This is a genomic window from Sessilibacter sp. MAH1, assembly GCF_054658315.1.
Window position 1 is genome coordinate 45629 of record NZ_BAAGIC010000004.1, and the last position, 17350, is coordinate 62978.

Sequence of the window (17350 nt, forward strand, 5' to 3'; positions counted from 1 at the left end):
CGCCAAACCACAGCACACAGTAAGGAATTAGTGATGTTTTCTAAACTGCCTCTGCACGGAAAACTAACGGCAATGTTAATTGCCTTTACGCTTTTCGCCACAGCATCAATTCTTGCTCTCACCCTCTGGAGTAACAGCCAATATCACGCTGAAATTACTCAATTGCTGAACAAAGAGCTGGCTAGATACATCATTGAACACCAAGAAGCCTTATTTGATAAAGACGGCGAGGTGAGAAAAGAAGCTCTCACCGACACCGCCATGCATACCATGATGATTAACCCGCTGGTTGAGGTCTACCTACTCGATCCAAACGGAAAAATTTTGGGCCACGCGTTACATACCGACGACGTTCAACTTACACGAGTAAATCTTTCTCCGGTTTCGTCTTTTTTAGACGGCAAATTAAACGGCCCCATTTACGGAGATGATCCGAGAGTGCCCAGCCAACAATGCATATTTTCGGCGGCACCCGTATTTTTAAATGGCGAGTTAAAAGGCTATTTGTACGTTGTCTTATCTAGCCAATCCTTCCAATCTATTGCCGAACAACTTACAACCAGCTACATCCTAAAAGTCAGCTTGGGTATTGTTGCCGCATTGATGATCGTGATGGTTATTAGCTTGTACATTGGCTTTAAACGCATCACCAAGCCACTTAAAAATCTTACCGAACAAACTCGTACCTTTTTTACCGAAGAGAAATGCGCGCTACCAAAAGATAAAGGTGTTCTTCCCCAAGATGAACTGCTTGCCCTAGAGGCAAGTTTTGGAGTGATGCAAAAACGAATTAAAGATCAGTTTAAAGAAATGCAGCAAAGTGAACATTTGCGCAGAGAGCTTATCTCGAATATTTCTCACGATTTACGTACCCCGCTGGCATCCATTCAAGGTTACATTGAGACGGTCATCTTAAAGCTGGATCGACTCGATAATCAGCAGAAGAAAGACTATCTAAAAATTGCGCTTCGACACAGTAAACGCTTGGGCAAATTAATTTCAGCGTTGTTTGAGCTCTCTAAACTCGAAAGTCGTAGCATGGCTGTTGAAAAAACACCGTTCTCGATTGCCGAGCTCATTCATGACATTGTCCAGGAATTCGACCTACACGCCGCGAGAAAAGGCATCACGTTTAAACTCAATCAAAAAACACCTAACCTTTTGGTGATGGGGGATTTGAGCTTGATCGAAAGAGTTTTTCAAAATCTCATCGATAACGCACTGCGCCATACACCCGACGGTGGGCAAATCAACATCAATTTATCTGAACGAGAGAATTCTGTTTTGGTGTCAATCCAAGATACCGGAGTTGGCATTGCCAAGGATGAAATTCCATTTATTTTTGATCGCTATTATAAAAGTTCGAATTCCGCATCGAAACAGGCAGGTACTGGCTTGGGCTTGGCAATTGTGAAAAGAATTTTGGAGCTGCATAACAGTACGATCAATGTTAATTCAGAACCTAACAAAGGTGCTTGCTTTACCTTTCCTCTTCCACTGGTTGCCGCGTAATCAGTAACTGCATAAATCAACCAGAAGTTGCGGGGCGTGAACCGTTCGCTCCCCGCATTTGCCGGTGTCGCTTTAATAACTCAATAAAATCAACGCATGGAATTGGGCGGCTGAAGAAATATCCCTGATATTCATCACATCCAAACTCGCGAATAATATCCAATTGGTCGTTCTCTTCAACACCTTCTGCAACTACTTTTAGTCCCAATAACTTACCCATATTTGCCATGGATTGAACCAAGACCTTATCGCTGCGATCGACGCTGATATCGCGCACAAAACTCTGATCAATTTTTAAGGTAGAAACAGGCAAGCGTTTTAAATAACTAATGGAAGAATAACCCGTACCAAAATCATCCAAAGAAAAACTGATTCCTTCTTTACCCAGCATGTTCATCGTTTCGACAGTGTCATCCACGTTACCGATAACAACACTTTCTGTCACTTCTATATCGAGAGTCTTTGGCTGTATTGGAATGTGCTGCAATATGCTTTTTACATCCTCCACAAAACTTGGATGCCTAAATTGTCGAGGGCTGATATTGACGCTCAAACGCATCTCTGGAAACCACAAAGACGCGGCCTGCCAGCTTTTAAGATTGCGGCAAGCCTCCTCAAGAATCCATTTCCCCACCTGAACAATTAATCCCGAGCTTTCTAATATTGAAATAAACTCACCGGGACTTCGATAACCTAATTCAGGATGCTTCCAACGCAGTAACGCCTCGGCGCCGGTCAAAAAACCCGTCATAACATCTACTTTAGGTTGGAAAAATAGCTCAAATTGCTCAAGCGCCAGCGCTTTATGAAGCTGCGTTTCTAACAAAATTAGCTTACGAGAATATTCCGCCATGGTTTCGTTAAAAAGAGCAATGCCGTCGCGACCGGTCTCTTTAACCTGAAACATCGCAGTGTCCGCATAGCTCAGCAGCTCATGAACACTGACATTACCATCCGGAAAAATAACCGCCCCAACACTTGCGGTGATGCGAAGCTCTAAATCTTTGTGAAAAATAGGTTGTGATATTTGTGCACGAATATTTTCACCAATTTTAACGGCTTTTTTCTCGGCGCTAGCAAAACCAGTGTCTAAAACCGTTAACACGGCCACGAATTCATCGCCGCCCAAGCGCGAGACAACATCACCTTCGCGTACACAAGCAGAAAGCCTTCGAGACACTTCTTGTAAGACGATATCGCCCACGGGATGACCTAAAGAGTCATTAATATTTTTAAACTGATCTAGATCTATAAATAATACTGCACCGAAATAATGATGACGTGCGGCGCGATGAATTTCGTTTTCGAGCCGATCAACCAATTGAATACGATTCGGTAAGGTTGTTAAAGGATCATGGTAGGACATAAATTCGATATCAGCGTCTTTCTTTTTACGGTCGCTAATATCCGACGAAACAACCAATACAACAGGCTGATTTTCATAACGCAATTTTACATAATGACTCTGCCAAACTTGCGGATTACCAAAACTGTCAACCCAACATTCTTCAGCTACAAAAATACTACGCCCTTCTTCTAAAACTGTACGATCATGCTGGGCCACACCAAGCAGCTTTTCTGCGTCTTTATCAACCACTTCAGAGAATTTTTTGTTACACACTTCATCAACAGACAAACCAAATGTCGCCGACCACGCCGAATTCGCATAAAGAATTTGTCCATTCGCGTTGCGAACACACAAATACACCGGTAAACAATCAATTAATTGACGAAGATGCAATTGGTGGTGCGCAAGTCGATCTTTTAGATGACCTTCAGATTTAATGACAGAAGCGAGTTCTGATAGCAAATGATTCGCAGAATTTGCCAAATCACCAAAGCTGTCTTGCCGGTTATCAAAACTTGCGATCCGATGATTTTGTGCATCGTTTAAACTCAAAGAATGCAATTCGTCTGCGAGTTTACGTGCAGGCTTAGAGTAATAGACGTAATAAAAATACACCAACAACAATAACAATAGACAATCCAATAAAACCTGAACTATAAAATCAGTAATAGCCGCCTTATACAACGGGGTATAAACACTATTCTGATCAATCTCAATGGACAAATTACCAAGATATTCGGCATTAATATCAGAATCCGTATAAAGCAGATCCCTTTTGTACAGAACGTATTGATCACCCAACAATTGCGTAAACCATATAAAAGCATTGTGCTCATCACTGATACTTATGTACTCATACACAGGTCTGTTTAAAGCGTCGGTAATGGTGAGCGAATGAATATTATTATTGTAGGAAATTTCACTGACTTGAAACTGAGATGCACCTTCTTCGGAGAGAATTAATCGATTGATTATCAAAGATTCTATAAGCGGTAATGTTTGGTTAAACGTATCGAACCACTCTTCTCTTTCTTGCGAGAATGTTCTGTTAACCTGATACATCGCCGAGACGATAACAACTATCAAAAATAGAAGGACACCCAAGCCAATAACACGGGAGTTATCATAGGACGCTAAACCAGATTTATTGGGGCTTTGCATTACAATTTTCTTCCACATTCTCCTAAACTAAGAAAGGGAGTCTGTAGCCTGAGCCGCTAAGATACGCAAAGACGAACAGTATGTTTTTCAAACCCTAAACACTTATATTTCGGAACGATTTATTCACATTTAGACGTAATTATATTTTTTTTATAATTACAAGAAAATAGTATAGTTAAAGATACTTAAACATTTCCAGCCCTTAAAATAATTTACGCGGAATATTCGTATTTATTCATCAAATATAAATTTTAAACCCAAGATTCTTTGAAAAAACAGACATTATAAGGTAACCCTTAACAGCATTTTTCTTGGTGTCAATTTAAACTCAACACAAACCTGTAAAAAATAGCATTGTAATTCGCTATAGGAATCTCGAATTACCCTCTCCATGATTTAATAGGAGAATAGAAATCGAAATGTGATTTCCGATATCTTCGTAAATTCAATCACTTATAGTTCTTGAAATTGGCGATACATCCATTTTCAGCTGAAAACTCTGGGTTAAACAGAGCTTCCTACAAATACAGACTGTTAGATAAGCCTAAAACAGCTAAATCTAAATCAGAAAAATATGCATTACCTGTTAATAACCCTTTTAATAAAATGGAGAAAATATCGATTCGTATCACGTTAACTATGAGCAATATCATTACCCATCTTTAATAATAAATACGCCACCAATCTAAATCTTCGAAATAAGAAGTTTCAGGCTTATAGACGACACGAATTTTATTGTAGGGACATTTGGGGCTACTCAATAGATCTGAAGCAAAAACATTCTGTTTGTATTGGCCAAAAAGGCAGAAGGTTTTACATCAGCCAGATATTTTTTAGCAACCGCTTGTAATACAAGGCCTGAGCAATAAAACAAGGAATGAACCAATCTACTAAGAAAATCAGCCAAAAAAGCAACGCTGATAATTCGAACCAGCTGATTTGTCATTGAATTAAAAGATTAAAATTGAAAATACGATTTCCAATTTCTTTATTATTTTAATAATTTATGAGTGCGAAAATTTTCGATAAATACTTGTAGTATCCAAAACTCTCGCAGTAACGGAAACTCTCAATTAAGCCGAGCCCCCGTCAAATAGACGTCACAGCAATATCTAAATAAGCGACTAGCGAACCGGCTCAATAATTTTAACAACTTCATCAGTTAAATATGATTCATTAGAGCTTGCGGGCAAATCTTTCGACCAAGGCATAGCACCCATTTCTAAATCGCTGGTATTACTATCAGCTATGCTTGATGATTCTCGGTCCAGTTTCAAATTTACGAAATCAAATAAATTTAAATCCGCCAATTGCGAAGGAGCCACTCGTTGCAGTGCGCCAAAAATAGTTTCCGTACGCCCGGGGAATTGTTTATCCCACTGTTGTAACATCGCTTTGATTGCTTGACGTTGCAAATTTTCTTGTGAACCGCACAGATTGCACGGAATAATTGGAAACTCGCGCAGTTCTGCCCAAGCCTCTAAATCGCGCTCACGACAATAACTCATCGGCCGAATAATAATATTACGCTTGTCATCGGCCAGCAATTTTGGCGGCATAGAACTCAAACGTCCACCGTAAAACATATTTAAAAATAAGGTTTCTACGATATCGTCTTTATGATGACCCAAGGCGATTTTAGTCGCGCCAATTTCTTCTGCAAACCCGTATAAAGTGCCGCGACGTAATCGCGAACAAAGACCGCAGGTTGTTTTTCCTTCGGGAATAACTTCTTTCACAACACTGTAGGTATCACGTTCGATGATATGAAAATCGACACCAATCTTTGATAAGTATTCTGGGAGAACATGTTCCGGAAAACCCGGTTGCTTTTGATCAAGGTTTACGGCGATTAAATCGAAGTTGATAGGGGCTGTTTTTTGTAACGCCATAAGGACATCAAGCATAGCGTAGGAGTCTTTACCGCCAGACAAACACACCATGACCTTGTCACCCGCTTCGATCATGTTGTAATCGATAATGGCTTGCCCAACCAAACGGCGCAATCGTTTTTGCAGCTTGTTAAATTCCAAACGACCTTTACGATCACTCACCATTGTCATATCAATTAACCTAATTCATTAAGAACGTGTTTCAGCGTAACCTTGCTAGCGAGGACTGCAACCCATGACTGCAATCGACAACACTCGCCCAAATCGGCTGGCATTGCGAGCCACGCCGGATACCTATATTCGCGTCCGAGCATGACTAAAAAGCCGGCTATTTTATCGCTATTCACTGCCAATGCAACGACCAATACAACGACCAAACCTTAGCAATCACGGTGCAAAGATTTCTTTGTTAAGCCAAGATCCCTACAATAGCGTGATTTCAAAATTTTTAGGTATGTTATGTCTGTACAAGACCCGCAAAAACTCGCTGAATCTCTTATTCAAAGAGATCAAGAATTTCTATGGCACCCCTACTCTAACGCCCTTGTTCCGTCACCGGTATATCCGGTTGAGCGTGCCGAAGGCGCTGAAATCACACTGGTTGATGGCAGAGTACTGGTAGACGGCATGGCCTCTTGGTGGTCTGTTATTCACGGATACAACCATCCTGAATTGAATCAAGCATTAAAAACGCAGATCGATAAAGTCTCTCATGTTATGTTTGGTGGACTAACCCACCAACCCGCGGTGGATTTGGCCGAAACTCTCGTAAACATGACGCCCACTGGATTAACACGAGTATTTTTCAGCGATAGCGGCTCGGTTGCCGTTGAAGTGGCCATCAAGATGGCTCTTCAGTACTGGCAGTCTCAGGGTAAAAAATCCAAACATAAATTGATGAGTCTTCGACGCGGCTACCACGGCGATACCTTTGCGGCCATGTCTGTATGCGATCCCGAAACTGGAATGCATCATATTTTTTCAGAGATTTTGGTAAAGCAAGTATTCACCGACTCACCCAGCGTGAAATTTAATGAGACCTTTGACGAGTCACACCTAAAAGATTTTAAAGAAACCATTATAAAAAATCGTGATCAACTTGCGGCGGTTATATTAGAGCCTATTGTACAAGGCACCGGAGGCATGAATTTTTATTCCCCCGAATTTTTAAAGCGCGTCAAACAATTGTGTGAGGAGCATAATGTTTTATTAATTGCCGATGAAATTGCCACCGGATTTGGTCGCACCGGTAAATTATTTGCCTGCGAATACGCCGATATTACACCCGATATTCTGTGCTTAGGAAAATCTCTAACCGCAGGTTACATGACTCTTGCTGCGACCCTATGCACCAACGAAATAGCTGAAAAAATTTGCACCGGTGACGTTCCTGTTTTTATGCACGGCCCAACATTTATGGCCAATCCCCTGGCGTGTTCCGTTGCACTAAAAAGTTGTCAACTGCTCCAACAACAAAATTGGCCAATGCAAGTCGCGCATATTCATCACATAATGATTCAAGAATTAACGCCCGCTAAATTCATAAAAGGTGTTAGCGATGTTCGATCACTCGGTGCAATTGGCGTGGTAGAGTTGGAAAATCCAGTTACTTTACACGATGTACAAGACTGGTTTGTACAAGCCGGAATTTGGGTTCGACCTTTCGGCAAACTGGTTTACATTATGCCGCCACTGGTCATCAGCGAAAATCAATTGCGATTTTTATGTCACCAACTGTTAACCGTAGTCGAAAGAATTTGTGCGTCTCAACAATAAAAACGCCAGAATCGAGACCAATTTAAGGGATGTCTAATTAATCTATAGGAAACTCTGATTAACCTAGAGTTTCTCGCGACGCAAGGATGTGTCGCCAATTTCAAGAACGGCAAGTGATTGAAATTGTGAAGAAATCGGAAATCGCATTGTCAATTTCTGTCCTCTGATTAAATCATGGATGAGTTAATCAGAGGTTCCTAAAGAAAATCGCGTTGACTTAGTATTGACGCAAAATGCGGTGCTAATCGCTACGCTCCGATTCAACTGTAGAAAAGTTGATCAGAGATTTCTCGAACTTATATTCCCGGAGTCTTATTGAGTCATGTTTAATTTGACTTCGGCCTTAATACCACAACCGCCGTTGTACACGGTTAATGTTTTACACATACCGTTTAATAAAGAAAGTTCTGATTTATCTTCACAAAAAGACACAGATGAATGACCACGATCTGACTCTTGGCCACAAAATGATTTTAAAGGACAAGAGCCAATCATAATATCGACGGCTAATAAAGGCTCCGGCTCTACGGTTACAGTCAGAATTAACTGAAATTCTGACGTAAACTCCTTCAAAGATGATGCTTTAACACAGGTACTTTCGCAAGAATAATTAGAGTGTGAAGTCTCCGAGTTAACGCCAGACACTTTCAGTTTTGCACCGGTGCAATTAGTAATTTTGACATTTAATAATTTCGTGTCTATGAGCTCGGCAACAACTCGAAATGCATTACCCTGCTGTTCTCTTGACAAACCTCCTGCGAGCATATGACCCAAAACATGATTGGTTAAACCTTCATTGGTGAAATCCGAAGGATTTAACTGCACAGTGAGTCGCCAAGGTAAAATTCCATTCTTATGTTCACCCAATGAAATTGCGTTAATACGAGAGGGAATTTTTTGAACGATATTTTTTGGAACTTGGTAATCTTCGTTAATGGATATTTCCACCATAGAAATATCGTCTTGCTGCTCGCCATCCGGTTTGAATAATTTAAAAGCATCCATCACTGCATCAAGTGGTTTTAACCTAGATGTTGTCACTGATGCTTCTAAATTATCTTCACCAAATTGCTCGCCTGTTTCATCTTGCGCCTCAATAACACCGTCGGTAAACATTAACATGCGAGTATTTTTTTCTAGCGCATATTCAACCGTCGTGCTATCAAACTCATTACCTGCGAGTACACCCAAAGGCATGTGTTGCGACTCTATGCGTTGTACCAGTTGATTATTGGCATCAAAGATTAAAATATCGTGCATGCCACCGCTCCACACACGCATAAAATCTTGTTCGGTACTAAGTTCAAGAATCACTGCACAACAAAACATATTGTCGGGCAAAATATGCAGTAATTTACGGTTCGCTTCAGCAGCAATTTCTGCAATAGAAGCACATTTGCTAGACATCGCATAAAAAATATCTGAGACCGGCATACAACCAATGGCCGCCGACAAGCCATGTCCGGTGAAATCACCTAAAAAAATGTAGGTCGAACCGGTTGCATTAATTGAAGCCAGATACAAATCACCACTAAAAGTGGTCATGGGTGAAATATATGGGCGGACAAAATCAAGCTGAGCCATAGCCGGATTAATAACATTGGCAAATACGTGCTCAACCACAGCGTGTTCACGCTCAACCATATCTTGGTGAAACTGTAGCTCTTTATTTTTTTGATTAATATTAGAGGTCAGTGAATATAAACGACGGTGTGCGTTTAATCGGCAGATTAGAGCCGTCTTGTTAAGAGGCATTGAAAGATAGTCATCACCGCCGGACGCAAAACATTGCTCCAAGGTCTCATCATCATCCATGGATGTGATAAAAATTACCGGCAAATAAATATCTTTAATGGTTTTTTTAATAATACGGGTAGCATCCAGACCGCTCATTTCTGGCATTTCTACAGCCATTAAAATAGCGCACAGATCTTCATGCTGTACAACCATTTCAACCGCCTCAGATCCATTTTTGGCTTCTATACAAGTAAAACCAGAATCTTTTAAAAGGCGCTGTAGAAAATGACGGTTCGCTTCGACACCGTCAGCGATCAGGAGCTTCAAGTACGTCTCCAGCGCTAGAGTATTTCGAATTGCTTATCAAAGTGAGCAACAATTAATATTTTTTTGATCTGCTCAGAGCAATTCGTCAACTTAATATCAACGGCCTGATCGGCGTAATATCTTTTCATGTTTATCATCATACCCAGCGCAGAACTGTCAACATAGCGGGTATGAGCAAAGTTTAAAGTAATATTATGAAGATCATGGTCTTTGGCTGATTCATAAGCAACTCTAAACTCACGACAATTTTCAAATTCAAAACGCTCATCCATTAGCAAGTTAAGTTCACCATGCTCTTGGTCAAATTGACACTCTATAGGCATACACTTTCTCTTTATTAAGTCCGTATTTTCGTTAAGTATTCGTGTAAGTTTAAATCTTTTTTTCGAGAACCTTGTTCGTTCAATAGAATAAATAGTCCGATCAAAAGTTGCTGTTCAAGTATTTAATAATAAAAACCCATTTTCTAAACATCAACGTGCAGTTATCGGCTTTTATTAGAAAAAATTTACTGTTTAGCAGCTAACAACCTAGATTTAATGAACAAGCTGTTAACATCATCAACATTACACTTCCATAATAAATTTAAAACGTTCAAAAACTGTTTTAAGTTCCAACTTATAGTCATGATATAGCCAAAAAACTTATAGGAACCTCTGATTAACTCATTCATGATTTAATCAGAGGACAAAAATTGAAAATGTGATCTCCAATTTCTTCACAATTTCAATCACTTACAGTTCTTGAAATTGGCGACACATCCTTGTGTCGCGAGAAACTCTAGGTTAATCAGAGTTTCCTATAGTCATTAACGCTTAGAGTCATGAAAACTGAGAGTCACAAAGGCCGTGTATAAATATATCGCACATTACTAAAATAGACGTTATGCCTATTTATTAAAGTGGATAAAAATACAATCCGACGTAATTTACAGATAATTTATGACTCAACTGCTTATAACCAAATTTCAAAACCGTCCTGCCATTTAAATATATAGGACAAAGAACCTGTTCTATTGGAGGTTTTAAAAAGAAGTAACCTATGACTAAGCGCATTGTTTGACGTGTATTAACTCAGCGACTTAATAAGATGGAAATTCCAACAAGGCGGGGATTATATCTATTTTCATAATTTATGCAGCTCTATTGCAACAACTCGCAACCGTGCAACATTGTGTTGTCTATTAGCAACACAATTAAATATTATAGAATTTAGGCGATTTACATCATAAAGAAATAAAAAAACTTAATCTCGTCAAAAATTGACGGCAAATACACGAATTTGTTTTAAGCACTAAAATTTCAATAATCAAAAAATCATCTTTCAGTAACATTTAAGCTTAAAAACTAAGAATATAAAGAATAATTTTGTTCAAACAAGAAAGAAAAAATTACGCAACAGGACCAAAGAAGGATATATAAAATAATTATAAATATTAAAAATTATAGAATTTATTTTATTTAATAATGTAGCGAATTATTCTCATGGCAAATGTTTTGATCAACAACTTAGGTTCAATCATTAAAACAGTTGAGCAAAGAATGCTGAATTAATAAGAATAATAAGAAGAAACCGAGATAAATCCGCGTTTTTTGCAGAAATGCATTTGTATCGACGCTTTCTATGCAAAAACCTTCTGATGCAGAAACCTTTCGATACAGAGGTCTTTCGATACAGATAAGTTATTGAAATCACACAGAAATTGAAAATCGATTTTTCATTTTTAAACCTCTGATTCAATAACACATGCATTAATCAGAGGTTTAAAAAACTGGTTGATTATCTATCGATAGGGCTTACAGCGCCTGAATCGCTTCAGCCACAGCATCGCCCATCTCCGAGCAAGACACAATCGTGCAGCCTTCAGACTTAATATCGCGCGTTCTTAAGCCTTTATCTAACACCGCATTGACCGCTGCATTAATTTTTGCCGCGCTTTCTGGTGCACCCAGCGAATACTGCAACATCATTGCCGCAGACATAATGGTTGCCAATGGATTGGCGATGTTTTGTCCGGCGATATCTGGCGCTGAACCGTGACAAGGCTCGTAAAAACCAGCGCTATTTTCATTCAGTGAAGCCGAAGGCAACATGCCGATGGAACCGGTCACCATAGACGCTTCATCGGATAAAATATCGCCAAACAAATTACCCGTAACCACCACATCAAACTGCTTTGGACGAATCACCAGCTGCATGGCCGCGTTGTCTACGTACATGTGCGTAAGTTCTACCTCTGGATAGTCTTTAGCGACTTCTTCCATGATTTCACGCCATAACACGGTAACTTCTAGTACGTTTGCTTTATCGATAGAACACACGCGCTTATTGCGAGTTTGTGCCGCTTGAAAGGCAACGTGAGCAATACGACGAATCTCAGACTCGCTGTATACATCGGTATTGAATCCTTCTCGCTCGCCCTTGTCGTTGATGCGAATACCGCGCGGTTGGCCAAAATAGATGCCGCCGGTTAACTCACGAATGATCAGAATATCCAAACCCGCTACCAGCTCGGGCTTTAGCGGTGATGCATCCACCAACTGTGGAAATGCATTCGCAGGACGGAAGTTGGCGAACAAACCCAAATCGGAGCGAATATCTAACAAGCCTTGTTCTGGACGCAAATGACGCTCGGTTTTGCCATCCCACTGCGGGCCACCCAAAGCGCCAAACAAAATACCATCGGCCTTACGAGCCTTTTCGCGAGTTTCTTCAGGATAAGGATGACCATACTTGTCGTAGGCGCGACCGCCTAACATAGCGTAGTCAAACTCCAAACCTAATTGGTCTTTCTTGTTGATTACCTTCAGAACCTTCTCGGCTTGGGAAACAATCTCGATGCCGATGCCGTCGCCTTCAATAATTAATACATTCTTACTCATAACTTGCTCTCTATTTTCAGCAGCTTTATTCAGTTGCTTACGCTTTGATCATGCCAAACACCCAAGGGGTGGTTTGCTTCGCTTTTTCTTCAAAGGCACGAATTGCATCGGCTTCTTGTAGCGTTAAACCAATATCGTCTAAACCGTTAAGCATGCAATGCTTGCGGAATTCATCAATTTCGAACGAGAACGACTCGCCACTTGGCGTGGTTACGGTTTGTGCGGCTAAATCCACATGCAAGCGGTAGCCTTCGTTGGCGTACATTTCTGCAAATAACTGATCAACCACTTCTGCCGGTAAAATCAGCGGCAACAAGCCATTTTTAAACGAGTTATTGTAGAAAATATCGGCAAAGCTTGGCGCAATCACACAACGAAAACCGTAATCATCCAGCGCCCAAGGCGCGTGTTCACGACTAGAACCACAACCAAAGTTCTCACGGGCCAAAAGCACCTGCGCATCTTGGTAACGTGGGAAATTCAGTGGAAAATCTGGGTTTAACGGGCGATGCGAACAATCTTGATCCGGTAAGCCCTCGTCCATGTAACGCAATTCATCGAACAAGTTTTTACCAAAACCCGAGCGCTTAATGGATTTTAAAAAGTTCTTAGGAATGATCATATCGGTATCAACGTTGGCTCGATCCATTGGCGCGACCAAGCCATCAATTTGCGTAAAACTCTTCATCTTAGAACTCCTTAAAACTCACGTACGTCTACAAAGTGACCAGCAATTGCCGCAGCAGCTGCCATGGCAGGGCTCACTAAATGCGTTCTACCGCCGTAACCCTGACGACCTTCAAAGTTTCGGTTAGAGGTAGAAGCGCAATGTTCACCGTTACCTAACTTGTCGGCGTTCATGGCCAAACACATCGAACAACCCGGTTCACGCCATTCAAAACCCGCTTCAACTAAGATTTTGTCCAAACCTTCGGCCTCTGCTTGGGCTTTTACCTGACCAGAGCCCGGTACCACCATGGCTTGAATAACCGAGTCTGCGACTTTTCGACCCTTAGCAACTTCAGCCGCTTGGCGAATGTCTTCAATACGAGAGTTGGTGCAAGAACCAATAAATACGCGATCAACCTTGATATCGGTAATGGCTTGGCCGCCCTGCAAACCCATGTAGCTCAAAGCGCGCTCAATGCCGGATTTTTTAACGGGATCAGATTCTAGTTGCGGTTCTGGAACCGAAGCATTGACTGGCAGAACCATCTCGGGAGAAGTCCCCCAGCTAACTTGCGGTAAAATTTCGGAACCGTTAATTTCTACTACCTTATCGAACACGGCATCGTCATCACTGACCAAGGTGCGCCAGTAGGTTTCGGCTTGATCCCACTGCTCGCCTTTTGGCGCAAAGTCGCGACCCTTAACGTATTCGATGGTTTTGTCGTCAACGGCAACCATACCCGCACGTGCACCCGCTTCAATAGCCATGTTACACACGGTCATGCGACCTTCCATCGACATATCACGGAACACTTGGCCGCCAAATTCCATAGCGAAGCCAGTACCGCCGGCGGTGCCAATCTTGGCGATAATCGCCAATACCACGTCTTTGGCACTGACGCCTTTACCCAGCGTGCCATCCACCTTAATCAGCAGATTTTTCATTTTCTTGGCAACCAAACATTGGGTCGCCATTACGTGCTCCACTTCACTGGTGCCAATACCGTGCGCCAAAGCGCCCAAAGCGCCGTTGGTGGCGGTATGTGAGTCACCACAAACAATGGTCATACCCGGTAAACAAGCGCCGCTTTCTGGGCCAATCACATGCACAATACCTTGGCGAGCATCGTTAATTTTGTACTCAACCACACCAAACTCGTCGCAGTTGTCATCCAAGGTTTGTACTTGAATCTTAGACACAGAATCTTCAATACCATCAACGCCCTTGGCGCGCTCAGATAAGGTCGTTGGCACGTTGTGATCTGGCGTCGCCAGAATGCTATCTGCGCGCCATAACGGACGACCCGCTAAGCGCAAACCTTCAAAGGCTTGAGGTGAAGTCACTTCGTGAACAATGTGGCGATCAATATAAATAAGCGCAGAACCATCATCTCGATTTTGCACAAGATGAGCTTCCCATAATTTGTCGTATAGCGTCTTACCGGCCATGGGTTTCTCCAAAAAAATCAGGCGAATTATTCTAAATCTTGCGGTTATTGTATGAAGAGAACTACCATAAAACAAATTCATATATTTTATATTTTGCATTCCCAATAGGAATGCATAAGGTGTTCTCGTGGATACACAGCTTCTAAAAGCCTTTTTGACCGTTGTTGAGACCGGATCATTCTCTGTAGCGGCGCAACAACTACACATCACCCAACCTGCGGTGAGTAAACGAATTGCCCTGCTAGAACAACAACTTAACTGCACGCTATTCGATAGAATCGCACGTAACATTAACCTTACCGAAGCAGGTAAAGCCTTGCGACCCAAAGCAGAGGTAATATTGCGCGAAATTGAAGAAGCAGAAACCTTAATTACGAATTTATCGGGCAATATTGGTGGCGAGCTAAAATTAACAACCAGCCATCACATTGGTTTGCATCATCTGCCCAAGTATTTAAAAACATTTGCCGATCAGTTTCCGCAGGTAAAACTCAATTTGGATTTTAAAGACTCCGAAATTGCACTTCAGCAAATATTGAGCGGTGACACTGAACTGGCGGTGGTCACGCTTGCCAGTCAACCACATCCGAATATTGAAGAAACTCAGGTCTGGCAAGATCCATTAGAATTCGTCTGCGCACCTGAGCACCCTATCGCGCAAATTACCGATTTAAAACTCAAAGATTTAAGTAAATACCCGGCAATTCTTCCCGAATTAAATACCTACACCACCCAACTGGTGAGCCAATTATTTGCATCAAAAAAATTACCGTTAGAATTACGCATGGCAACCAACTATTTAGAAACCATAAAAATGATGGTTTCCATCGGTTTAGGCTGGAGCCTTTTGCCTAAAACAATAACTTTGGATGAAAATTTAAAAATTCTAACCTTAAATTCAGTTCAGGTTCATAGAAGGCTCGGCTTAATTCACCACAAAGAGCGAACGCTCAGCAACGCTAGCCGAGCATTTTTAAAGCTGTTTAAAGAGACTGGAAAATCAAACGTCTTACTTTAATGTCATAGAAATCACTGATAAACGCTTCTATATTTTATTTGAGAGCAGAAATTGAAAGTACGAAACTCTATTTCTGTGCCATTTCAATCATCCATTGTTGGTTGTCAAAATCAGTTGCTCTTAAAATCAACCGCTCTTGAATTCAACTGTTCTTATAATTAGCAACTACTTATTGTGTTACCAAAAACTCAGATTATTGTGTTACCAAAACTCAGATGAAAGCTCTGAGTTAATCAGAGATCCTTTTATATTTTTATATCGGCACTTAAATAAAACGAATATTTCACAGAAAAATCCAATAAAAAGCTCCACAATAAACGCATATATTTCTTAAACCGGTTAAAACTCTTGCTCTTGTAGTATGCAAAACACACGGGCCATTGAAAGACTCAAGCTATTGAGTGATTAAGGAACTTAAAATGCTTTCTGTTAAGAACGTTTCAAAATATTTGCTAACACCTTTACTGCTAACACCTTTCACTCTGACGACTGCACACGCAGATACCATTCTTGGTGTTTATGCCGGTATCGGTAATTGGAATCCAGAATACAGTGGTGACATTGGCAACAGCGCACTGAATATTGAAGAATTAGGCTTCGACGACGATAACTATTCCTTTGGCTACATTGCTCTAGAACACCCTATTCCGGTATTACCCAACATTCGCTTACAACGAACCGAAGTGGACACCAGCGAAACAGCCACTCTTAATCGTGCTTTTGAGTTTGACGATATCACCTTTAACGTCAATGAAACCGTCGCAACAGATTTAGACTTAAGCCACACCGATGTTATTTTGTATTACGAAATTCTCGATAATTACGTTTCCGTAGATTTAGGTATAAATGCCAGAGTATTTGATGGCGAAGTAACCGTCACCGGTGAAAATAGCGGCAGAGACACCTTAGATATTGATGCAACATTACCCATGCTGTACGGCAAAGTGCAATTTGATATTCCAGCAACGGGATTTTACGTTGGTGCCGATGCCAGCTTTATTGATATCGATGGCGACTCTCTCAGTGACATAACCCTCAGAGGTGGTTACGCATTTGATAGCGTCGTCGATTTAGGAATAGAGTTTGGTTATCGCATTATCGAACTGGAACTCGACGACCTTGATGATTTTAATACCGACATTGAAATCGATGGTTTTTACGGCGCTGTGACTTTTCATTTTTAGACGTAGCTTTTTACTTTTAAGGGTTACATTAAATAAGTAACCTCTAAATTCAGTCGCTCCAAATAAGGTGCTCCAAATAAGATGCTCGATAATTTCGAGCATCTTGAACAAGATTAAAAACCATTCATAAACTCGTACAACATCTTGTTGCATATCAAACAAAGTTATACCGCGCTACTTTACAAATTATCTTTCGCGACCTTCTCTAAAATCACATACAACTCCCTAAAAATATCGTAACAGATAAAGTGTTGTGTCCCTTCCAAAAGCTAAGCCCTTGAAAATACATAATAATTACTAAGCAAGTAGTCATCCACACAGAGTTGAATGACCTCTCCCAATCAATAAAAGGCATAGCCTTTGCTGAACTGGCTTATTAAAAATATATGCAAACA

At 41.0% G+C, this 17350-nt stretch carries 11 protein-coding genes; 4 read left to right on the top strand and 7 right to left on the bottom strand.

Going from position 1 to position 17350, the window contains the following annotated elements; genetic code table 11:
* Positions 1-33: 33 nt before the first annotated feature.
* Positions 34-1512: a sensor histidine kinase gene (locus ACYQ28_RS05260; protein WP_460048588.1), complete on the top strand. Its 1479-nt coding sequence runs from the start codon at positions 34-36 to the stop codon at positions 1510-1512.
* A 16-nt stretch (positions 1513-1528) separates the two neighbouring features.
* On the opposite strand, the gene ACYQ28_RS05265 is transcribed toward ACYQ28_RS05260, so the two are convergent.
* Both ACYQ28_RS05265 and ttcA read right to left on the bottom strand, forming a co-directional pair.
* Positions 1529-4021 (bottom strand): sensor domain-containing protein, encoded by a 2493-nt coding sequence (locus ACYQ28_RS05265; protein WP_460048589.1) that lies wholly within the window; start codon positions 4019-4021, stop codon positions 1529-1531.
* Between the two features lie 1124 nt (positions 4022-5145).
* Positions 5146-6078, bottom strand: coding sequence for a tRNA 2-thiocytidine(32) synthetase TtcA (ttcA, locus tag ACYQ28_RS05270; RefSeq protein ID WP_460048932.1), 933 nt, complete (start codon positions 6076-6078; stop codon positions 5146-5148).
* Positions 6079-6372: 294 nt separating this feature from the next.
* Between ttcA and bioA the strand changes: the two genes are divergently transcribed.
* On the top strand, positions 6373-7689 hold the full coding sequence (bioA, locus tag ACYQ28_RS05275) for an adenosylmethionine--8-amino-7-oxononanoate transaminase (RefSeq protein WP_460048590.1): 1317 nt from the start codon (positions 6373-6375) through the stop codon (positions 7687-7689).
* 312 nt (positions 7690-8001) lie between these two features.
* On the opposite strand, the gene ACYQ28_RS05280 is transcribed toward bioA, so the two are convergent.
* From ACYQ28_RS05280 to leuC, 5 genes are all read right to left on the bottom strand, one after another.
* Positions 8002-9753, bottom strand: coding sequence for a SpoIIE family protein phosphatase (locus ACYQ28_RS05280; protein ID WP_460048592.1), 1752 nt, complete (start codon positions 9751-9753; stop codon positions 8002-8004).
* Positions 9754-9767: 14 nt separating this feature from the next.
* Positions 9768-10076: an STAS domain-containing protein gene (locus ACYQ28_RS05285; RefSeq protein ID WP_460048593.1), complete on the bottom strand. Its 309-nt coding sequence runs from the start codon at positions 10074-10076 to the stop codon at positions 9768-9770.
* 1473 nt (positions 10077-11549) lie between these two features.
* Positions 11550-12635 (bottom strand): 3-isopropylmalate dehydrogenase, encoded by a 1086-nt coding sequence (gene leuB, locus ACYQ28_RS05290; RefSeq protein ID WP_460048594.1) that lies wholly within the window; start codon positions 12633-12635, stop codon positions 11550-11552.
* A gap of 37 nt (positions 12636-12672) precedes the next feature.
* The gene (gene leuD / locus ACYQ28_RS05295) at positions 12673-13323 is read right to left on the bottom strand and encodes a 3-isopropylmalate dehydratase small subunit (RefSeq protein WP_460048595.1); all 651 of its coding nucleotides are present in this window, start codon (positions 13321-13323) and stop codon (positions 12673-12675) included.
* Positions 13324-13334: 11 nt separating this feature from the next.
* Complete coding sequence (leuC, locus tag ACYQ28_RS05300) at positions 13335-14753, bottom strand: 3-isopropylmalate dehydratase large subunit (RefSeq protein ID WP_460048597.1); 1419 nt, start codon at positions 14751-14753, stop codon at positions 13335-13337.
* Between the two features lie 127 nt (positions 14754-14880).
* On the opposite strand from leuC, the gene ACYQ28_RS05305 reads away from it, so the two are divergent.
* Positions 14881-15771: a LysR family transcriptional regulator gene (locus ACYQ28_RS05305; protein ID WP_460048598.1), complete on the top strand. Its 891-nt coding sequence runs from the start codon at positions 14881-14883 to the stop codon at positions 15769-15771.
* 419 nt (positions 15772-16190) lie between these two features.
* Complete coding sequence (locus ACYQ28_RS05310) at positions 16191-16955, top strand: TIGR04219 family outer membrane beta-barrel protein (protein WP_460048599.1); 765 nt, start codon at positions 16191-16193, stop codon at positions 16953-16955.
* Positions 16956-17350: the final 395 nt, after the last annotated feature.